The organism is Bifidobacterium eulemuris, from assembly GCF_014898155.1.
Taxonomy (GTDB): domain Bacteria; phylum Actinomycetota; class Actinomycetes; order Actinomycetales; family Bifidobacteriaceae; genus Bifidobacterium; species Bifidobacterium eulemuris.
The window spans coordinates 1,391,253-1,411,505 of record NZ_CP062938.1 but is presented as its reverse complement, the minus strand read 5'-3'; the positions used below and the strand labels follow the sequence as shown (position 1 = coordinate 1,411,505).

The 20,253-nt window shown below is 64.1% G+C and carries 15 protein-coding genes and 1 tRNA gene; 12 read left to right on the top strand and 4 right to left on the bottom strand.

What is annotated here, in order from left to right; translation table 11 throughout:
* Positions 1 to 135 precede the first annotated feature (135 nt).
* Positions 136 to 2,373, bottom strand: a complete 2,238-nt coding sequence (locus BE0216_RS06255) for an RNA degradosome polyphosphate kinase (RefSeq protein WP_094635879.1) — start codon at positions 2,371 to 2,373, stop codon at positions 136 to 138.
* Between the two features lie 627 nt (positions 2,374 to 3,000).
* Between BE0216_RS06255 and BE0216_RS06250 the strand changes: the two genes are divergently transcribed.
* Positions 3,001 to 4,431 (top strand): MATE family efflux transporter, encoded by a 1,431-nt coding sequence (locus BE0216_RS06250; protein WP_094635878.1) that lies wholly within the window; start codon positions 3,001 to 3,003, stop codon positions 4,429 to 4,431.
* A gap of 57 nt (positions 4,432 to 4,488) precedes the next feature.
* Here BE0216_RS06250 and BE0216_RS06245 read toward each other — a convergent pair whose 3' ends face one another.
* Entirely contained in the window at positions 4,489 to 5,352 is an 864-nt protein-coding gene (locus tag BE0216_RS06245; RefSeq protein WP_094635877.1) for an ABC transporter substrate-binding protein, read from the bottom strand.
* Between the two features lie 341 nt (positions 5,353 to 5,693).
* A complete protein-coding gene (locus BE0216_RS06240; protein WP_094635876.1) occupies positions 5,694 to 6,707 on the bottom strand; it encodes a ribose-phosphate diphosphokinase in 1,014 nt (337 codons plus the stop codon).
* A 238-nt stretch (positions 6,708 to 6,945) separates the two neighbouring features.
* On the opposite strand from BE0216_RS06240, the gene rpsF reads away from it, so the two are divergent.
* The 11 genes from rpsF (at position 6,946) to BE0216_RS06185 (ending at position 16,862) form a co-directional block, all read left to right on the top strand.
* Positions 6,946 to 7,239 (top strand): 30S ribosomal protein S6, encoded by a 294-nt coding sequence (rpsF, locus tag BE0216_RS06235; RefSeq protein WP_072724607.1) that lies wholly within the window; start codon positions 6,946 to 6,948, stop codon positions 7,237 to 7,239.
* Positions 7,240 to 7,294: 55 nt separating this feature from the next.
* Positions 7,295 to 7,915, top strand: coding sequence for a single-stranded DNA-binding protein (locus tag BE0216_RS06230; RefSeq protein ID WP_094635875.1), 621 nt, complete (start codon positions 7,295 to 7,297; stop codon positions 7,913 to 7,915).
* Positions 7,916 to 7,969: 54 nt separating this feature from the next.
* Positions 7,970 to 8,218: a 30S ribosomal protein S18 gene (gene rpsR / locus BE0216_RS06225; protein WP_072724610.1), complete on the top strand. Its 249-nt coding sequence runs from the start codon at positions 7,970 to 7,972 to the stop codon at positions 8,216 to 8,218.
* An 18-nt stretch (positions 8,219 to 8,236) separates the two neighbouring features.
* On the top strand, positions 8,237 to 8,683 hold the full coding sequence (rplI, locus tag BE0216_RS06220) for a 50S ribosomal protein L9 (RefSeq protein WP_094635874.1): 447 nt from the start codon (positions 8,237 to 8,239) through the stop codon (positions 8,681 to 8,683).
* 359 nt (positions 8,684 to 9,042) lie between these two features.
* Positions 9,043 to 9,119, top strand: a tRNA-Lys gene (locus tag BE0216_RS06215).
* Between the two features lie 871 nt (positions 9,120 to 9,990).
* Positions 9,991 to 10,722 (top strand): MIP/aquaporin family protein, encoded by a 732-nt coding sequence (locus BE0216_RS06210; RefSeq protein WP_094635873.1) that lies wholly within the window; start codon positions 9,991 to 9,993, stop codon positions 10,720 to 10,722.
* A gap of 211 nt (positions 10,723 to 10,933) precedes the next feature.
* Entirely contained in the window at positions 10,934 to 11,782 is an 849-nt protein-coding gene (locus BE0216_RS06205; protein ID WP_158217163.1) for a DUF3152 domain-containing protein, read from the top strand.
* A 206-nt stretch (positions 11,783 to 11,988) separates the two neighbouring features.
* Positions 11,989 to 13,029: a LacI family DNA-binding transcriptional regulator gene (locus tag BE0216_RS06200; RefSeq protein WP_094635871.1), complete on the top strand. Its 1,041-nt coding sequence runs from the start codon at positions 11,989 to 11,991 to the stop codon at positions 13,027 to 13,029.
* A 234-nt stretch (positions 13,030 to 13,263) separates the two neighbouring features.
* Positions 13,264 to 14,220: a nucleoside hydrolase gene (locus BE0216_RS06195; protein WP_094635870.1), complete on the top strand. Its 957-nt coding sequence runs from the start codon at positions 13,264 to 13,266 to the stop codon at positions 14,218 to 14,220.
* 86 nt (positions 14,221 to 14,306) lie between these two features.
* Complete coding sequence (locus BE0216_RS06190) at positions 14,307 to 15,716, top strand: MFS transporter (protein WP_094635869.1); 1,410 nt, start codon at positions 14,307 to 14,309, stop codon at positions 15,714 to 15,716.
* 174 nt (positions 15,717 to 15,890) lie between these two features.
* A complete protein-coding gene (locus BE0216_RS06185) occupies positions 15,891 to 16,862 on the top strand; it encodes a ribokinase (protein ID WP_094635868.1) in 972 nt (323 codons plus the stop codon).
* A gap of 213 nt (positions 16,863 to 17,075) precedes the next feature.
* On the opposite strand, the gene BE0216_RS12210 is transcribed toward BE0216_RS06185, so the two are convergent.
* Entirely contained in the window at positions 17,076 to 20,177 is a 3,102-nt protein-coding gene (locus BE0216_RS12210; RefSeq protein WP_226805717.1) for an HAD-IC family P-type ATPase, read from the bottom strand.
* Positions 20,178 to 20,253 lie beyond the last annotated feature (76 nt).

Sequence of the window (20,253 nt, the reverse complement as noted above, 5' to 3'; positions counted from 1 at the left end):
ATGCGGCGATGGCGCGGCCTGTGATGCTGTGATCGTTATTACGCGAAATGTCGGGCACTTCCCACGAGGGATGACGAAAGACGCCCCTCTGCTCGGAGTGACGAGAGAGGGGCGTCCAACTGGGTCAGCACTGGGTCAGTTGTTGGTGCGCGGGCGGCGCTGGTGCCGCTTGATCAGGTATTCCTGGCTGTCGACCAGCGGGCGGCCTTCGTCGTCCTTGGCATGGCGCACGTAGGTGCCGTCGGGCTGCATATGCCAGCTGACGGTGGAGTCGGCCATCTGCAGGTCGATGTAGCGGATCAGCTCGTCGATCTGCTCGGCGTCGGTCACGCGCACCAGCGCCTCGACGCGGCGGTCGAGGTTGCGGTGCATCAGATCGGCCGAACCGATCCACACCTCCGGGCCGGAGACCGGACCTTCGCCGATCTGCGGGCCGTCGGCGTTGCAGAAGGCGTAGATGCGGCTGTGCTCGAGCAGTCGGCCGAGGATCGAACGCACGCGGATGTTCTCGCTAAGCCCCGGAACGCCGGGCTTAAGCGAGCAGATGCCGCGCTCGACGATGTCGATTTTCACGCCGGCCTGGCTGGCGCGGTACAGCGCGTCGATGGTTTTCTCATCCACGATCGAGTTGGCCTTGATCTTGATCCACGCCTCCTTGCCGGCGCGGGCGGCGTCCTCCTCGCGGCGGATGCGCTGGATCAGACCGGTGCGCACGGTGCGCGGCGCGACCAGCAGACGGTGGAAGCTCGACTTGGGCGCGTATCCGCTCAGCTGGTTGAACAGGCGGGTCATATCCTGGCCGACCACCGGATCGCAGGTGAGCAGACCCAGATCGGTGTAGACGCGGGCGGTTTTCGGGTTGTAGTTGCCGGTGCCCACATGGCAGTAGCGCTTGAGACCGTCGGCCTCCTGGCGGATCACCTCGATGAGCTTGCAGTGGGTTTTCAGACCCACGATGCCGTACACCACATGCACGCCCGCGCGTTCGAGCTTGCGGGCCCAGGCGATGTTGGCGTCCTCGTCGAAGCGCGCCTTGATCTCGACCAGCGCCAGCACCTGCTTGCCGGCGTGCGCGGCGTCCACCAGCGCGTCGATGATCGGCGAGTTCGAGCTGGTGCGATACAGCGTCTGCTTGATGGCCAGCACCTTCGGATCGGCGGCCGCCTGCGCGAGGAAGGCCTGCACGGAGGTGGAGAAGGAGTCGTAGGGGTGGTGCAGCAGGATGTCGTGCTCGCGGATGGCGGCGAAGATGTCCTGCGCACGGCTCGACTCGACCTCGGCGATCTGCCGGTTGGTGGTCGGGATGAACGGGCGGTACTTCAGATCCGGACGGTCGATGCCGCCGAGCTCGAACAGCACGGTCGCGTCGAGCGGGGCAGGCAGACGGTACACCTCGTCGGCGCTGACGCCGAGCTGGTCGGCGAGCAGTTGGGAGAGGAAGGGGCTGGTCTCGTCGGAGATCTCCAAACGGATCGGCGGTCCGAAACGGCGACGCAGCAGCTCCTTCTCCATCGCGTTGAGCAGGTTTTCGGCGTCGTCCTCCTCCACGTCGATATCCTCGTTACGAGTGACGCGGAAGGAGCGGGCCTCCTTGATGATCATGCCCGGGAACAGCGACTCCAGATGCGCGATGATGAGGTTCTCCATCGTGATGAAGCCATAGCGCTCGTCGGTCGACTCCTCGTCGGTCATATCGTCGACCGGCACCAGTCGGTTGAGGTTGCCGGGAATCTTCACGCGGGCGAAATGCGATTTGCCCGAGGTCGGGTTCTCCACGATCACGGCGAGGTTGATCGACCCGCCGGAGATGTAGGGGAAGGGGTGGGCCGGGTCGACGGCCAGCGGGGTGAGCACGGGGAACACCTGCTGGCGGTAGTAGCGCGACAGGCGCTCCTGCTCGGCGGTGGTGAGCTTGTCCCAACCCAGCAGCACGATGCGTTCGTTGGCCAGCGCGGGCAGGATCGTGTCGATCACGTAATGCGCGTGCTCGTCCTGCAGATGATGCGCCTGCTCGCTGATCGAACGCAGCTGCTGGCGGGGGCTCAGACCCGCGGACGAGGGGACGGCGATGCCGGAGTCGATGCGGCGCTTCAGGCCCGCCACACGGACCATGAAGAACTCGTCGAGGTTGTTGGCGAAGATCGCCGCGAAGCTGGCGCGTTCCAGCAGCGGCAGGTCCTCGTCCTGGGCGAGCTCGAGCACGCGCTTGTTGAACTTGAGCCAGCTCAGTTCACGGTCGAAGAAGCGGTCCGCAGGCAGCGGCGCCTCGCCTTCCCTTTCGACGCGTCGGTCGTTCTTATCGGTTTCCGCGATATGCTCAGCGATCTGGCTGCGCAGAATCGCTTTCGAGGGTGCGTCAAATATCTGTGCCATACGCATATCCTATGCGTTGGCGTGGTCCGCCACCTAGCGGAACGCGCCTATATGAGACGGAATTTCAGCATTTGTTCATGTGGTGCGTTCACGGTTGGCGACACGCCGCGAGATGTTCGCAAACGGCGGGAAACGAACATCGATCCCGTTCGAAACGCACAGTAACGTCCGCCACGAAGAGTCTCGGGAACAGATACGAACACTTGGGATAAAAACCGCACATCGCAAGGGCGCGACTTGCGCATGGGCGGACGGGTGAATACATTATGAGGTACAAGAACAGAACAGAGCAGAGCCCACAAAAAGTGTATGGTCAAGAGGACTGTTACGTTGGACGGGCATTGGAAAGACTTACCGTTACAACGATGATGTTGTGCAGAGATTCTGCTCCAGTTGTTCTTGTTGGGAAGGCCCCGCTTCGGCGGGGCTTTTCTCATGTTCGGGGGCTTCTCTCATATTCGGCGCATGTCGTCCCATCTGTGTCGTCCCAACCGTGTCGTCCGCGGCCGTCGAGGGAAGGGCCTTCGCTAAGATGCGTTCGCGGGCCGGGCATGGTTCCGACCCATGGAAAGCCGCTTGGGCGTGGAAGGCCGCTTGGGGCGGGAGCATACGGGACGGAAGAAACCCATGGATAACACGTTGTTCGAGCACGCGCCGGTTCCGCGCGCATACTTCTCATTGGCGCTGCCGGTGGTGTGCAGCATGCTGGTCACGTTGGTGTACAACGCCGTCGACACCTACTTCATCGCGCATACCGGCAACACCGACATGGTGGCCGGGGTTTCGCTCGCCGCGCCGGTGTTCACCGCGATGATCGCCTTGGGCGACCTGTTCGGCCTCGGCGGCAGCTCGGTGATCTCCCGCCTGTTCGGCCAAGGCCGCCATATGGAGGCGAAGCGGTTGAGCGTGTTCACGTTCTACGCCGCGATCCTCACCGGCCTGCTGGTGATCGCGCTGGGCTTCGCCTTCGAGGGGCCCATCCTCACCATGCTCGGCGCGGACGCCTCGACGATGCCGCACGCCTCGGCCTACTACCGGTGGATCATCGCGGCCGCGCCGTTCATCATCCTTTCGATGGGACCGGGCAACACCTTGCGCGCGGCCGGTCTGCCCCTGCCCTCCATGCTGGGCACGGTGATCGGCACGGTGGTGAACATCGCGCTCAACCCCCTGTTCATCCATGTGTTCGGATGGGGTGCCGCCGGTTCCGCCGGGGCGACCTTCGTGGCGAATATCGTCGGCGACGTCTACTTCATATGGGTGCTGGTCCGCCGCTGCGACAGCCTGTCCATCGATCCGCGCCTGTTGTGGCGGCGCGACGACGGCGTTCAAAACGCGGACGCCGGTGCGGCCCGAGCCATCGCCTCCGCCGCGCCACGACGCGCGCGTTTCGCCGTGCCGGGCAATCTGATCGGCCAGGTGGTCGCCATCGGCGTGCCCGCCTCGCTGACCAACATCACGCAAAGCATCGGCGTGATCCTGGTCAACCTGTTCCTGCTGCCGTATGGCAACGACGCGGTGGCGGCCATGGGCATCGCGCTCAAAATCGTGATGATCGCGGTGCTGATCCTCGTCGGCTTCGCATTCGGCGCGCAGCCGCTGATCGGCTACGCCTACGGCGGCTCCCACATGCGCCGTCTGGCGGATATTCTGCGCTTCGCATACGGATTCCAATGCGCGCTGGCGCTGGCCATGACCGCGGTGCTCTGGTTGGGCGCCCGTCCGCTGATGGGATTCTTCATCGACGACCCCACCATCATCGACCTCGGCACCGGCATGCTGCGCGTGCAGCTGCTCAGCACGGTATGCGTGGCCGTGGTGCTGGTCACCACCGCCACCTTCCAATCCGCGGGCAAGGCCGTGGGCGCGCTGATTCTGGCGGTGAGCCGTCAGGGCGTGATGCTGCTGGCCACGCTGGCCATCGGCGAGCGGGTGGCCGGATACCAGGGTGTGATCGCCGCGCAGGCCTTCGCCGATCTGGCCACGGCCGTGCTCGCCGTGGCGCTGTTCGCCGTGCTGCTGCGCCCGCTGCTCGGCATATGGAAACGCCCCGCCTGAGCGCCAAGGGCGCGTCAAACGGGGCGTGCGTTTTACGTCTCGACGGTTGGACCGGCGTTACTCCAACGTGGGGATGTCGGTGGTGTATTCGGCCAGCCACTGCTCCTGCAGCGACGCCAGCGTGCCGTCCTCGATCAGCGCGTTCACCGCGTCGGTGACGGCGTCGGTCAGCGCCGAATCCTTCGGCAGCACGATGCCCATGCCCTGCGGATCCTCGGAGTCGGGGATCTGACCGATGACCACGCTGTTCTCCACCTGGCCGGAGTCCACGATGTACACCGCGGTGGGGGTGTCGACCACCAGCGCGTCGATCTGGTTGGCGGCCAGCGCCTGGGCCAGCATGGCGTTGTCGTTGAAGGTCTGGATGTCGTCCTTGATGGCTTCCTTGGCGAAGTCGTAGCTGGTGGTGCCCACCATGGCGCCGATCGTGGCGTCCTTCAGGTCGTCGATCGACGTGGCGGAGGCGTACTGCGAATCCTGACGCACCACCACGGCCTGCGTCGGGTTGTAGTAGCTCGGGGAGAAGTCGACCGCCTGCTTGCGCTCATCGGTGATGGAGAACTGCTGGATGTTGAGATCCCAATCCTTGGCGCCCGGCGCGATGGCGGAGTCGAAGGTGGTGCGCGCCCACTGCACGTCGTCCTCGCTGAAGCCGAGCTGCTCGGCCACGGCGTAGGCGACGGCCGCCTCATAGCCCTCGCCGGATTCGGGATCGTCGTTGAGCACCCACGGCGAGTAGGCGGGGTCGCCGGTGGCGATGGTCAGCGTGCCGGGGGTGACGGTCTGCTGGGTGATGTCGCTGGAATCGACGCTGGCGTCGTTGGCGGCGTCATTGGACGTGCCGCAGGCGGCGGGCAGCAGCAGGGCCGCGGCCGCGACGGCGGCGGTGGCGGCACGCAGAACTCGGGTTTTGACGGACATGGCCGTATCCTCTCTCTTCAAGCATGGCGGGCGGTGCCATGCGATGGCTCGTTCTGGAAATTTTCCGACAAACAACGAGACTAACGCGCGCATGTAACGAACACGTCGCGCGCGTTATCGCATGTGGTGATAACGCGCGACAAATCGGCGTGATGACGGCCGCGGACGCAACTGCCGGAGTGGTGTCCGGGATGCGTGCCGGGACTTATGAAAAGCGGGGCCGGGGTTTGAAAGCGGACCGGAGTGCGGGCGCGGGCCGGAATGCGACGCGGGACGGAGTGCGGTGCGGGTCTCGCGGGATTCCGCGGTTCGGGCGACCGAAGCGGTTCGGGCGGTTCCCCTTACGCGTAGATGTTGCGCGGGCGCATATCCTCCGGCAGCCCCTCGAGCAGCGTCGCCACCGAGCCTTCCTCGAACACGGAACGGATGCCGGCGGCCAGCAGCGGCGCCACCGACAGCACGGTCATATTGGGCAGACGCTTCTCTTCGGTGATCGGCACGGTGTCCATGAACACGATCTCGCGCGCGCCGCACTGCGACAGGCGTTCGATCGCCGGTCCGGACAGCAGACCGTGGGTGGCCACCAGCGTCACCGACTTGGCACCGGAGTCCTTCAGCGTGCGCACCGCCTCGCAGATGGTGCCGGCGGTGTCGATCATATCGTCGACCACCACGCAGTCGCGGCCGTCCACCTCGCCGATGATGCCATGCGCCTCGGCATGGTTCGGGCGGGTGATGTCGCGCTGCTTGTGGATGAAGGCCAACGGCAGATTGCCGAGCTTGCGGGCCCACTGTTCGCTCACCTTGATGCGGCCGGCGTCCGGGGAGACGATCGTGGTGTTCTCCAGCGGCAAAGCGTCGCGCACATAGTCGATGAGCACGGGGGTTGCGGTCAGATGGTCCACCGGGCCGTCGAAGAAGCCCTGCTCCTGCGTGGCGTGCAGATCGACCGTCATGATGCGGTCCGCGCCGGCCGTCTTGAACAGGTCGAAAATCAGACGGGCGGTGATGGGCTCGCGGCCCTGATGCTTCTTGTCCTGGCGCGAATAGCCAAGGAACGGCGCGACCACGGTGATCGAGCGGGCGGAGGCGCGCTTGAGCGAATCGATCATGATGAGCTGCTCCATGATCCACTTGTTGAGGTCGCCCGCATGGCACTGCAGCACGAACACGTCCGCGCCGCGCACCGGTTCGGAGAACCGCACGTACATCTCGCCGTTCGCGAAGTCGTAGGCGGTGGTCTCCAGAATGTCGACGCCGAGGTACGATGCGACCTCGTTCGCGAGCTCCGGGTATGCCCGCCCCGTGACCAAAGCGAGTCGCTTATCCGGCGTGCCTTCAAGAATGGTCGACATGTCCTATCCCTCTACATGGTTGGATCGATGGTTGGTCTGCTTGCGCCGTAGTCCAGTGTACAAGCACCTCCGTCTTGGGCCGCGCCGAGCGTCGCCCTACGCCGTCGCGGGGGTGACATATAGTAGGCAAGTTGCCCATAGGGAGCGGCGCGTTCATGCGCCGTGACGTATGGAGCTGCATGCAAACACACTCCTGCCGCGGAACGTCCGTGGCCGATTAGTCCGAAGGAGGTGGGTGATGTCTGCACACAAGTACGAACTGATGTTCATTGCCGATCCTGAACTGGATGAGCGCGGTCTGAAGAAGCTGACCGAGCAGTATATGGAAATCGTCACCAACGAAGGCGGTTCCGTCGACGAACCCGATTATTGGGGACGCCGCAAGCTCGCCTACGAGATCGCCGGCAAGACCGAAGGCAACTATGTCGTGGTGACCTACACCGCCGAGCCCGCCACCAGCGATGAGCTCGACCGTGTGCTCAACCTCAACGAATCCGTGATCCGTACGAAGATCCTTCGTAAGGACGCCTGAACCCTAGCGTTAAGCAGCTGCAACCAGCTGGTGTAAAGACAAGAAGGTAACCGTCATGGCAGGCGAGACCACCATCACCATCGTGGGCAATCTCACGTCGGATCCCGAGCTGCGCACCATCGGCTCCGGGGCGACTGTGGCGAGCTTCACCATCGCTTCGACGCCGCGCACGTTCAACCGTCAGACGAATTCGTGGGATGACGGGCAGGCGCTGTTCATGCGCTGCTCCGCCTGGCGCGATCTGGCGGATCACTGCGCGCAAAGCCTGACCAAGGGCATGCGCGTGATCGCGACCGGTCGTCTGCAGCAGCGTTCCTATCAGGCGAACGACGGTTCCAACCGCACCGTAATGGAGATGCAGATCGATGAGATCGGCCCCTCCCTGCGGTATGCCACTGCGCAGGTGACCCGCCAGTCGTCCGGTCAGGGCGGCTTCCAGGGCCGCGGTGCCCAGGGCGGCCAAGGCTTCGGCGGCAACGCCGGCACCGGCTTCTCCGGTGGCAACGGTGGCTATCAGGGCGGTGCCGGATACTCCGGCGGCGCCTCCGCCATGCCCTCCAACCCCGCCGCCGCGCCCGCCGCGGATCCGTGGGGCAATGCGGGCGGCGCGGGCGGCTTCTCCACATTCGGCGGTTCGGCCGATTTCGGTGGGGAGAGCGACGAGCCCGAGTTCTAGTCGTCCCAGCTTACGCAGCGAATAGAAATACATAGTTTGTAAAAGGAGAACATCATGTCACGCAAGAGGCCGCAACCGCCGGTCAAGCCGTTCAAGAAGAAGCCGAACCCGCTGAAGGCGGCGAAGGTCACCGAGATCGATTACAAGGACGTCGCGCTGCTGCGCAAGTTCATCTCCGATCGCGGCAAGATCCGTTCCCGTCGTATCACCGGTGTGTCCGTGCAGGAGCAGCGCAAGATCTCGAAGGCGATCAAGAACGCCCGCGAGATGGCCCTGCTGCCGTACGCCACCTCGGGCCGCTGAGTTCAGGAGGATTAGAACATGGCTGTTACCAAGGTTATTCTCACCAAGACCGTCTCCAACCTCGGTCATTCCGGCGACGTCGTCGAGGTCAAGCTCGGCTACGCCCGCAACTACCTGATCCCGCAGGGCCTCGCCTTCGCGTGGACCAAGGGTGCCGAGGCTCAGATCGCCGCCATGAAGCGCGCCCGCCTGGCCAAGGCCGTCGCCACCCGCGAGGATGCCGTCGCCGCCAAGGCCGCCATCGAGGGCTCCACCGTGACGATCGCCGCCAAGGTCTCCGAGTCCGGCAAGCTGTTCGGTGGCATCTCCGCCGACGCGATCGCCAAGGCTCTGGCTCCCAAGGCCGCCGTCGATCCGAAGGCCATCGAGGTCGAGAACATCAAGACCACCGGCGACTTCGCCGCCAAGGTGGCCCTGCACCCGGAGATCACCGCGTCCTTCACCGTGAAGGTCGTGGCCGAGTGACGTTGGGCCTGACGGCCTGACCCCATCAGACTGCGAAAAGTCTGAGCTTAAGCATCGAAAGCCTCCCCAGGTCCGCCCGGGGAGGCTTTCGCATATTTCCATCATGATCCCTGTGAAGCCCTGTGACGGTGCCCATGGTGCGGTGGTGCCCATGGTGTTGTGCTTTCCATGGTGCGGTGGTTTAAAACGTTGGAATTCCAACCTAGTGCTATGGTCATCGCACGATGGGCACCACCGCATCATGTGCCGCACATATGGGGCATGCCGTGCGGGTGTTGTTGGGGTGGTGTCGCGACACGCCGACTTGCATATCTATCGAGCCTGAGTAAACTGTTCACTCGGCTCAAGAAATGACCAACGCCCCTTTAGCTCAGTTGGTTAGAGCAGCTGACTCTTAATCAGCGTGTCCAGGGTTCGAGTCCCTGAGGGGGCACCACGAGAAACCTCGGTCGATATTCGACCGAGGTTCTTTTGTTTTGCGGCGCTTCACGCATCTTTCTGGCCGGCCTTGAAAGCCGCCCGCCCCACATCAAAAGGCCTCAAACCCTTGCGGCACAAGACCCTGCAGGCCATTTTGGACACACATTTTGGCCGTTAACCCCACATTTTGGCCGTTAAGCCGGTTCGTTTGCGGGGTTGTGGGGTTATAGGAACTGAGCGTGGATGAATGGTTAGTGTCTGTCAATTCGTCCACGATGAGGGACATGCCAGCGTGGACGGGATGCCACATACTGCCGATTCATCCACGCTGAGCACGCCAAGCGTGGATGAGCCGTCAGTGTCTATCGATCCGTCCACACTGACGGTGCCGTCACCGTGGATGAAACGCTACTATCTGTCAATCCGTCCACGGTGAGCATGCCAAGCGTGGATGAACGGCTAGTAGCTGTTGACCCGTCCACGTTGGCGGATGCGTCACCGTGGATGGATGGTTACTAACTGTCGATTCCTCCATGCTGAGGTATGTGCCACCGTGGAAGGATTGTTAGTGTCTGCCACCCCCATCTACGCTGTCGGAGGCATTGCCGTGGACGAATCGTCAATTACTGTCATCTCGTCCACGCTAAAGTATGTTGTATGGCTCGTGCCGGTGGCTTGCAAACATTGCCGTAATGATTCCTTTTCGATGAAATGATCTTCTAGGGCGGACCGGCGGCTGGCAGGGATGCCACGTATGGCGCGGAAACGTCGGCATCGACGGTAAAATCTTGTGGTGTTCGGTGCGGTGGAATGCCGCGCATGCTTCCAACTTGCGGAGAGTCTCCCCACAGGCTCGGAGGCGAAAGTCAGAGAGAAAGAGAATGACTGTGGAATACTCCATGTTCACCATTTTGGCTGCGGAATTCGTGGGCACGGCCGTGCTGATGATCTTCGGCAACGGCGCCGTGGCCAACGTCGAACTGAAAGGCACCAAAGGCCATGCCTCCGGCTGGCTGACCATCGCCATGGGCTACGGTTTCGGCGTGATGTTCCCCGTGCTGATGTTCGGCGCCATCTCCGGTGCGCATATCAACCCGGCCATGACCATCGCCCAGGCCGTCAACGGCATGTTCGACTGGGCTCTGGTGCTGCCGTACATCATCGCGCAGCTGCTGGGTGCCGTTGTGGGCCAGCTCGTCGTCTACGCGACCTATTATCCGCACTATCAGGCCACCGAGGACGAGGGCGCGATCCTCGGTACCTTCTGTACCACCGACGCCTCCGGCTCCAAGGTGAACTACTTCGTCAACGAGTTCTTCGGCACGCTGATGCTGGTGCTGGGCGCGCTGTGCTGCCTGACCTCGCCGTGGGGTGAGGAGACGCCGGCCGCCGCCGCGATCGTCGTCGGCTTCATCGTGTGGGGTCTGGTGACCTCCATGGGCGGCCCGACCGGTCCCGGTCTCAACCCCGCCCGCGATCTGATGCCGCGTCTGCTGCACGCCGTCCTGCCGATCGCCCACAAGGGCTCCTCGCGCTGGTCGGAGGCTTGGATTCCGGTGGTCGCGCCGATTCTGGGCGCTATCGTGGGTGCCTTCCTTTACCAGACGCTGTTCGCGTAACGGGGACGATAAACGGTTACGTCACACCCGCGAGTCTAGAATTGGCGTTGTTATGAGTAGCGACAATCCATTTCTCAGATTCGCGGGTGTCGTCGTATCGGCGCTCAAGCCGCACGCGACAAGCCAGGGCGATGGTGGGGCGTCGCCTGCGGGGGATGGAAATTCGTCTGCGAGGGCGGACGCCGGGCGGCGGGAGCTGCATCGAATCTACATGATCCGTCGCATCGTGGTGTTCGGAACGTTGGGTGTGCTGCTGGTTGCGGCGCTGGCCGTGATCCTCACGATATGGCATTCAGGCAAAGCGGCGGACGATGCCGCGGGAGGCGACGCCGCCACGCGGTCATCCCAAACGTCGTCGACTTCGCCGACGCAGGGCGGGGAGGCATCAGACGATGGTGACGGCGGAGCCGACGGAGCCGACAACAGCAACGATGCCGAAAACACGGACGAAAACGCGCAGTCATCTGAGAATGCGTCTGATGATGGGACGGGCGAAAGCGCCCCGTTAAGCGCCGACCAGCGTGCCGAGCTGCTGGCCCAAGCCGAGCAGACGGCGAACGCGAGCGGTCAGGCCACGACCCGATATCGGTATTGCGTGGCCACCAATGGCGAGGTGGGGGACGCGGCCGTTTTCTCCGACACGGTGTTCTCCACGCTGAACAGCCCCGAGGGATGGCCGCGCGCGGGCGTGACGTTCGAGGAAAGCGCGGACGGGCAATGCGATATGACGCTGATCCTCTCGGAAGCGCAGTATATGAGCTCGTATTCCGAAGGCTGCTCCGAATCCTATAGCTGTCGGGTCGGCGACAGCGTGATCATCAACGTCGACCGTTGGAATTCCGCGACCGAGGATTGGCTCGCCAACGGCGGCACGTTGGCGAGATACCGCAGGATGGTGATCAACCATGAGGTGGGGCATCGTCTGGGGCATACCGACAACGAGACGACATGCGGCGGCGCGGGACAGGCGGCGCCCTTGATGCAACAGCAGTCCATGGACCTGCGCGGCTGTTCCCCCAATGAGTGGCCGCTCGATTCGGAATTGTGGGTCGCGCAGTAGGATTCTCCCCGCGGCCCTCCCGCCGTTCTCCCGTCGTCATCCCGCCGTCATCCTGGGTGGGCTGTTCCTTTCCTTTTCGTCATCCTGAGCGGAGGCCGTAGGCCGGAGTCGAAGGATCTCGGTTGGGTGGACGGCAATGGGGCATCGACGGGCGGCATAATGACGTATCGTGGTTGTGTCGGGTTATTGAAGGGAGTGTGGTGGCGATGGGGCGTAGGGTCACCCTGAAGGACGTCGCGGCCGAGGCCGGCGTCTCGATGACGGCGGTGTCGCAGGCGCTGAACGGCCGGCCTGCGCGGATGACCGAGGCGACGCGCGAACGCATCATCGAGGTCGCGACGCGCATGAACTACGTGCCCAACCAGATGGCGCGCGGTCTGGTGACCAGCCAATCCATGCTGTTGGCCCTGCTGATCCCCGATATCGAAAACCTGTTCTTCGCCTCGCTGGCCAAGGCGATTGAGGATGTCTGCGGTTCCGACGGATATTCGCTGATCGTGGCGAATTCGGACGATTCGCGCGAAACCGAGCGGGGATTGCTGCGCACGCTGGAGGCGAGAGGGGTCGACGGCATTCTGCTGATTCCCGCGCGCGAGTCGATGGAGGACTGCACGCAGTTGCGCGAGGATGTGGAGCGGCTGAACTGCCCGGTGGTGCTGGCCGACCGTCTGACCGGCGACCAGTGGTGCGACGCGGTGGGGGCCGACCACTATCAGGGCGGGCGCATGGCCGCCAGATTGCTGGTGGAGGCGGGGCATCGTCGTGTGGCGTGCGTCGCCGGCGACGAGCGCCCCGGGGATGTGAAGGTGCGCTTCGCCGGGTTCGTCGACGAGCTCGCCGAACATGGCATCACGTTGGAGCCGGAGCTGAACGTCAGCGGGCGGTACCGTTTCCTCGGTGGGTATGACGCCGCGGACGGCATCATCGACGCCGGTGCCACGGCGGTGTTCTGCTGCAACGACCTGATGGCCATGGGATTCCTCAGCCGGATGCGTGAGCGCGGATTGCGCGCGCCCGACGACTGCTCGGTGGTCGGCTATGACAATATCGCCGGACGGTTCGGCATGCCCGAGCTGACCACGGTGGACCAGAACGTGCCGGCCCTGGCTGAGGCATGCCATGCCGCCATCGTGTCGAGGATCGGCGCGGGCGGGCGCAAGGGCAAGCCGTGGCTTGAGTCTCCGAAGCGCGAGTTGGTGACGCCCCGACTGGTGGAGGGCGGCACGGTGGGTGCGCTCGCCTTGTGATTGCCTTGATTTTTCCGGCGTTTCGCGGGATTTGACTTCGTTGATTTAACGTTTTATCATGGAACTCACCAAGGATGCTAAAACGTTAAATCAACATGATATGCAACGGCAAGGCATTCACCCGCGCATAACTCAACCACCGGCATGGCGACGCCGCCCCCACCGACGCGATCACGGCAGATCGATCCACGGCGATGGGTCACAACGAATACCGGATATCAGGAAGGCCCTATTATGACGAAGCTTATTCTCGACCTCGACACCGGCATCGACGACGCGCTGGCGATCGCCTACGCGTTGGGCAGCCCGGAGGTCGAGCTCATCGGCATCACCGGCACCTACGGCAACGTGCTGCTCGACCAGGGTGTGCGCAACGCGCTGGCCATCACCGACCTGCTCGGCCGCCCCGACGTCAAGGTCTACAAGGGCCTGCCGCACTCCAGCACCACCGACTCCTTCGAAGTGCTCGACATCTCCGCGTTCATCCACGGCAAGAACGGCATCGGCGACGTCGAGATCCCCGACTCCCCGCGCGAGGCGGAAAGCGAATCCGCCGTCGACTTCATCATCGACGCCGTCAAAACCTACGGCAAGGACCTCGTCTACGTGCCCACCGGCCCGATGACCAACATCGCCGCCGCGCTTGATAAAGCGCCGGAGATCAAGGACGAAATCGGCCGCATCGTGCTGATGGGCGGCGCGCTCACCGTGGGAGGCAACGTGAACGCCTGGACCGAAGCCAACATCTCGCAGGATCCGGAGGCCGCCGACCACCTGTTCCGCTCGGGCGCGCCGGCCACCATGATCGGCCTCGACGTGACCCTGCAGACCCTGCTCACCTACAGGGAGACCCAGCGCTGGCGCGACCTGGGTACCACCGCCGGAGCCTTCCTCGCCGACATGACCGACTTCTACATCAAGGCCTATGAGACCACCTCGCCGCATCTGGGCGGCTGCGGTCTGCACGATCCGCTGGCCGTCGGCGTGGCCGTGGATCCCACGCTGGTCAGCACGCTGGCCATCAACATGCAGGTGGATGTCGAAGGCGCCACCCGCGGCCGCACCATCGGCGACAACGAACGCCTCAACGACCCGAACAAGACCATGGAGGTGGCCGTCGGCGTCGACGTGCCGCGCTTCCTCGACGAGTTCATGACCCGCATCACCTCCCTGGCGAAGAACGCCGGCTGACGCGGCCGACATGAAGAACGGCGCCCTCCGCCGCCAAAGGCGGGGGCGCCCTTCGAGAGCACAGAAGATTTCAGAAAGGAACAACCATGTCCGACAACAACGCCGTTGCCCAGGCCGTCCCGGCCGATGTGGACGACGCCACCAACAAGATGGCCATTCGCGCGCTGATACCGCTGCTGATCACCTTCATCCTCGGCACCCTGTGCCTGCAGGGCTTCAACCTCGTGTTCCAGCAGGTCGGCGCCGACGTGGGCGCGCCCGCCCAGGCTTCGCTGATCACCGCGTTCCCGAGCATCGTGCTCGGCATCGTCTGCTTCATCTACGGTTCTCTGGGTGATTTCGTCTCCCTGAAGAAGCTCGTCGTCGTGGGACTGGTCACCCTGCTGGTCGGTTCGATCTTCGGCTTTGTGGCCAACTATCTGTTCGAGCCGAACCTGTGGACCGTGATCATCGCCCGCGTGCTGCAGACCGCCGGTGAGCAGGTGGCCGGCTCAGCCTATCTGGTGGTGGCCACCAAGTATCTGAAGAACTCGCTGAAGGTGATCTTCTTCGGCCTGTTCACCGCCGGCTACCAGCTCTCCGCGTCGATCGGCGTGTTCGCCGCCGGCCTGCTCAGCTCCATCGCATGGCAGTTCCTGTTCCTCATCCCGGCCGTGACCATCGTGTTCCTGCCGCTGCTGCTCAAGAACCTGCCCGACCAGAACGGCAACGGCGAGAAGGTCGACGGCCTCGGCTTCGCGATCTTCGGCGTCGCCACCATGTTCCTCACCCTGTTCTTCTCGTACATGAACTGGTGGCTGCTGCTTGTGGCCGCCGTGCTGTTCATCGGCTTCGGCGTCTACATCACCAAGGCCAAGAACCCGTTCATCACCCCGGCGTTCTTCAAGAACACCCGCTGGCTGATGGCCATCTCGCTGATCGCCGTGTTCTACTTCGTGAACTACTGCATCTCCCCGATCTTCAACGCGATCGGCCGTGACCTGTACGGCATGGAGACCTCCACCGTGTCCACCTACCTGGTGTGGGCCTTCATCTGCGCCGCCGTGTTCGGCACCACCTCCGGTCTGATCGTCGGCAAAATCGGCACCCAGGCCGCGGTGATCACCGCCGCCTGCCTGATGATGTGCGGCTTCCTGGGCGCGGCCATCTTCATCAACGCCGGCTTCCTGGCGCTTACGCTGTGCGCCTGCCTGTTCTACGCCGGCGTCGGCCTCCTGTACTCGCCGGTGGTCTCCACCGTGCTCGGCACCCTGCCGACCGAGGAATCCGGCCGCGGCGTGGGCATGAACGATCTGGTGATGAACGTGACCGCCTCCATCGGCATCTCGATCATCGGCGGTCTGATCGGCGCCACCTCCCTGCAGAGCGGCAGCATCGTCGGCGCCACCGGAGCGGCCGCGGGCTATTCGAACCTGCTGCTCATCTGCGGCGCGGTCATCCTGCTCGGCCTGATCGTCTACTTGGTCTTCCGTAAGAAGATCTACGCCGCCAAGTAAGCCCTTCGCCGGCCGGTAACCGCCTTGCGTGGGTGCCGGCCGGCCCACACTTCCCGTCTTATATCGCCCGTATCGTCCGTATACCCGTATCGTTTCGGATCACCCGTATCGTTCGGGTCACTCCTCTGCCCGCCCTCGCCTCGCACCTCCCGCCGCCTTTTGAAAGGACCCCTCATGGCCAACAGCCCTCTCGCCCTGCTCGACGACATCCATGGCGTGATCAGCGTCATCGGGTCGATGAATGCGGATTACACCGTCACCACCGAACGGCTGCCCGGCCCGGGCGAAACTGTCAACGGCGGTCCTCTGCAGATCCTGCCCGGCGGCAAGTCCGGCAACCAGGCCGCCGCGGCCGCCCGCATCGGCGCCACCGTGCGCATGTTCGGCGCGGTCGGCTCCGACACGAACGCTGACTTTCTGCTCAGCCAACTGGCCGACGCGGGCGTGGACGTGTCGCATGTGCGCCGCGTGCTCGGCCCCAGCGGCACCACGGTGATTACGGTGGATTCGTCCGGCGAGAACACCATCGTGTATTCGCCGGGCTCCAACGCGCAGGTCACGGTGGATTACGCCGAGTCGATGCGCGATGCGCTGACCTCGTCGAGCGTGCTGGGCTTGTGCTTGGAAAGCCCGATCGATACGGTCACCGCGGCCGCGCGCATGTGCCATGATGCGGGCGTGAAGGTGCTGTTGAACAATTCGCCGTTCACGCCGACGATTCCCGCCGAGTTGATCGCCGTGTCGGATGTGCTGCTCGTCAACGAGCATGAGATGGTGCAGTTGCTTGGCGTGGACGAGCCGGAAGACGATGATTGGAACGGATTCGACTGGGCTTATGCGTTGGAGCGCATGCGCGAATATGGTTTCGAGCAGGCGATCATCACGTTGGGCGGCGACGGGTCGGTGGTGTTGGACGCCACGGCGGCCGAGCCGGTGACGCGCATCGCCCCGGTCAGAGTCGACGCGGTGGACACCACCGGCTGCGGCGATTCGTTCATGGGCACCGTGCTCGCCGGCCTCGCCTCCGGATTCTCGTTGCATGACGCGGCCCGCCTGGCCTCCTATGTTTCGGCCTATGCCGCCACCGGATACGGCGCCCAAGCCTCCTACGGCACCTCCGCCCAAATCCGCACCGCCTTCGCCTAAGACCAAGAACAGAGCGCCCCTCCACATCGTCCGATGGGAGGGGCGCTTCGCGTTGCTTTAGAGGGCTGTTGGTCTACTTGTCATTCTGGGCGGAGGGCGTGAGTCCGAGGGCGCAAGGGCGAGATGCAAGGATCTCAACGCCGCAAACGCGGCGGGATTCCTCGACTCCGCTTCGCTCCGCTCGGAATGACGAGAGGTGGCGGGAAGCTCGTCCTACTCCAGGAACATTTCGGGCGCTTTGGCGAAGTTGACGGCGCAACGCTCGCCGCAGAAATAATAGGTTTCGCCGTCGTGCTCGCGCGTGATGGCTTCGCTATTCACGGCGACGGTCATGCCGCACACCGGATCGATGGCGGTTTCGGCGGCGTTCGGATCGGCCGCGTGCATGTGCATATCCATATGGTTCTCCTTGTTTGTTGCGGTGGGTGCGAGCGTGCTCCGCTCGTCGATGATGACCCGTGGAGCGCTTTCAAAACCCGTATTTCGAGTTTGGTGTGTCGAAATCTCGGTTTGTGCTCGAGAGTCGTTATTGACGCTGTGTGAAAACGTTGATTTTCCGCCAATCTTCACTTTGTGTAAGCGGTTTGCGTTAAGTACCAGACACACCGAACTCAACGCCATGGCCAAACCGGCGATCATCGGGCTGAGCAGCCAGCCGGTGATCGGGTACAGCACGCCGGCCGCAAGCGGAATGCCGATGAGATTGTAGCCAAACGCCCAACCCAGATTCTCCCGAATATTGCGCATTGTGGCTTTGGACAGCTCGATGGTGGTGAGCACGCCGCGCAGATCGCCGCTCATCAGCGTCACATCGGCGGACTGCATCGCCACATCCGTGCCCGTGCCGATGGCGATGCCCAAATCGGCCTGCGCCAACGCCGGCGCGTCATTGATGCCGTCACCCACCATCGCGATAAGCCGGGGTCGGCGGGTCTGCGTTCCGTGTGCGCGTGCGGAGCGCTCTTCCGTCATGCCAGACTGTGCGTCGTGCGTTCCGTGTGTGCATGCGGCGCGCTCTTTCGTCATGTCGGGCTGTGCGTCATGTACGCCGTGCGCGCGTGTGGCGGGCTCTTTCGTCATGCCGGACTGTGCGCAGTGCGTGTCGTGTGCGCGTGCGGAGCGCTCTTTCGTCATGCCGGACTGTGCGCAGTGCGTGTCGTGCGTGCGTGCGGAACACTCTTTCGTCATGCCGAGCGAAGTCGAGGCATCTCGCGCCCCTTCGTTGCCTGGATTGGACGCTTCGGCCTCGCCTGCCGCGCCAACTTCGCCGGCTGCGCCAACCGTCTCGAATGCGTTGGCCTTGCCATCGCGCTCATTCTGCAATTGTCGAATCCAATAGGCTTTGCCGTCCGGCCTGACCTGCGCGATCACCGTGTCGATGCCGACCTCGCGTGCGATGCGCTCTGCCACTTCGGCCTTGTCTCCGGACAGCATCACCGTGCGGATGCCGGCCGCGCGCAAAGCGGCCACCGCCTCACGCGAGCCGTCCTTGATCGGATCGAACTCGTAGCTCGGCCTATCCCACGACGAGGTCTCATCGGTGATGCCGCGCGTGATGGTGCCGGTTTTGTCGAACACCACCGTGCCGATATCGCGCGCCTGCTCCAAAGCCTTCGCGCTGGTGACCAGCACGCCATGCAGCGCGCCCAGGCCGGTCGCCGCCGTCACCGACAGCGGCGTGGCCAGTCCCAGCGCGCACGGGCAGGCGATGATCAGCACGCTCACCGCGGTGACCAGCGCGTGCGCCAACGCCGGGTCGGGGCCGAACGCGAACCAGATGGCGAAGGTCCACACGGCGACCACCATCACCGCGGGCACGAACACCCGCGCGATACGGTCGGCCAGGCGCTGCACCGGCGCCTTGGTCGCCTGCGCGCGGGCCACCATCGCGATGATCTGGGAGAGCACGGTGTCGCCGCCCACGCGTGTGACGCGCATCAGCACATGGCCCGACAGCAGCACTGTAGCGCCGGTCAGCGTCGGCGCACGCTCGGCCGACTTGGTCACCGCCTCGGATTCGCCGGTGATCATTGATTCGTCCACGCGCGCCTCGCCTGCGACGATCACGCCGTCGGTCGGCACGCGCTCGCCGGCGCGCACCACGATCAGATCGCCGGCGCGCACCTCGTCGATGTCGATATCCGTGGTATTGGCGGGGTTCATCCATGGGGCGTGGCCCGCGGGAGCGTTCGATGGGGAGGTTACAGAACCGGCGGCGTCGACGTTTGCCGCATCGGTTGTGGCGGTGGCGTTAGTGGCGGCGGTTGCGTCGAACGCGCTACTGAAGTCGGCGGTGGTGGCGGTCGTGTCGAACATGCGGCCGGAATCGGCGGCGGCGTCGGTTCCGTCAGCGCCGAACGAATCCGTATCGAGCCGGTGCGCCACGCGCGGACGCAGCGTGATCAGACTTTGCACGGCCTTGCCGGTGCCTTCGCGCGCCTTGGTCTCCATCAGACGGCCGAGCAACACCAGGGTGATCACCACACCCACCGATTCGAAATACGGCTCGCGCGAGCCCTCGGGCAGGACTCCCGGTGCCACGCACACCACCAGACTGTACAGGTACGCGGCCGAGGTGCCCAGCGAGACCAGCGAATTCATATCCGGCGAGCGGTGCGCCAGCGCGGGGAACCCCACGCGGTGGATCGGCATGCCGCAGTAGAACATCACCGGAGTGATGAACACGGCCTGCCACCAGGGGTTCATCAGCCATTGTGGCACCCACATGTGGTTTACCATATGCAGCATCATCACCACGAACACGGGCGCGGTGAGCACGGCACCCACGATCACCAATGCGGTCAGATGCGAGATCTCCTTGCGGCGTTCCTCGGCTTCGCGCCGTTCCGCTTCGACGTAGTCGGCGGAGGCCGGGGCGGGCGCGGCGTCATGCGATTCGCCCGGCGCGTCCGTTTCAGCTGGGGCGTCGCCCTCGACGCGCAGCAGTCCGTGCACCATATTCATGCCGCATGCGAAGGGGTATTCGCCCGACGCCAGCGCGGGCAGCCGCACTTCGGTGACGGCGTTGCCGGGCAGCATCGCGTCCAATCCCAGATCGGCGAACACCACATGGGACGTGCATTCGCCGGTCTCCTGCCGGTCGAAGCGCAGTGTGGTGGGCACTCCCGCCCGCATGGTCACCACGGCGGGGGAGTAGCCGCCCTTCACGGTGATCGTCGCGCTCTGACTGCCGCCATCGTCGGCGAGTTCGCCGGCTGTGCCCCGCTGTTTCGCGAAGAAGAACCACAGGATGCCCGCGGTGAAGGCCGCCGCGACCAACAGAATGATCGCGGATGCCATTGGATTGCCTTCCATAGCGTTGCCTGCCTTCCTCGATGTTCGTCACGTGGGTGCCGACTCTCCTGACGACCATTATCGCCCCCGCAAGGCG

Bases quoted from the DNA above. Each gene is read 5' to 3' on its own strand.
- BE0216_RS06250 (WP_094635878.1), top strand. From the start codon at position 3,001: ATGGATAACACGTTGTTCGAGCACGCGCCGGTTCCGCGCGCATACTTC.
- rpsR (WP_072724610.1), top strand. From the start codon at position 7,970: ATGTCACGCAAGAGGCCGCAACCGCCGGTCAAGCCGTTCAAGAAGAAG.
- rplI (WP_094635874.1), top strand. From the start codon at position 8,237: ATGGCTGTTACCAAGGTTATTCTCACCAAGACCGTCTCCAACCTCGGT.
- BE0216_RS06195 (WP_094635870.1), top strand. From the start codon at position 13,264: ATGACGAAGCTTATTCTCGACCTCGACACCGGCATCGACGACGCGCTG.
- BE0216_RS06255 (WP_094635879.1), bottom strand. From the start codon at position 2,373: ATGGCACAGATATTTGACGCACCCTCGAAAGCGATTCTGCGCAGCCAG.
- BE0216_RS12210 (WP_226805717.1), bottom strand. From the start codon at position 20,177: ATGGAAGGCAATCCAATGGCATCCGCGATCATTCTGTTGGTCGCGGCG.
- BE0216_RS06190 (WP_094635869.1), top strand. From the start codon at position 14,307: ATGTCCGACAACAACGCCGTTGCCCAGGCCGTCCCGGCCGATGTGGAC.
- BE0216_RS06200 (WP_094635871.1), top strand. From the start codon at position 11,989: ATGGGGCGTAGGGTCACCCTGAAGGACGTCGCGGCCGAGGCCGGCGTC.
- BE0216_RS06245 (WP_094635877.1), bottom strand. From the start codon at position 5,352: ATGTCCGTCAAAACCCGAGTTCTGCGTGCCGCCACCGCCGCCGTCGCG.
- BE0216_RS06240 (WP_094635876.1), bottom strand. From the start codon at position 6,707: ATGTCGACCATTCTTGAAGGCACGCCGGATAAGCGACTCGCTTTGGTC.
- BE0216_RS06230 (WP_094635875.1), top strand. From the start codon at position 7,295: ATGGCAGGCGAGACCACCATCACCATCGTGGGCAATCTCACGTCGGAT.
- rpsF (WP_072724607.1), top strand. From the start codon at position 6,946: ATGTCTGCACACAAGTACGAACTGATGTTCATTGCCGATCCTGAACTG.
- BE0216_RS06185 (WP_094635868.1), top strand. From the start codon at position 15,891: ATGGCCAACAGCCCTCTCGCCCTGCTCGACGACATCCATGGCGTGATC.
- BE0216_RS06205 (WP_158217163.1), top strand. From the start codon at position 10,934: ATGATCCGTCGCATCGTGGTGTTCGGAACGTTGGGTGTGCTGCTGGTT.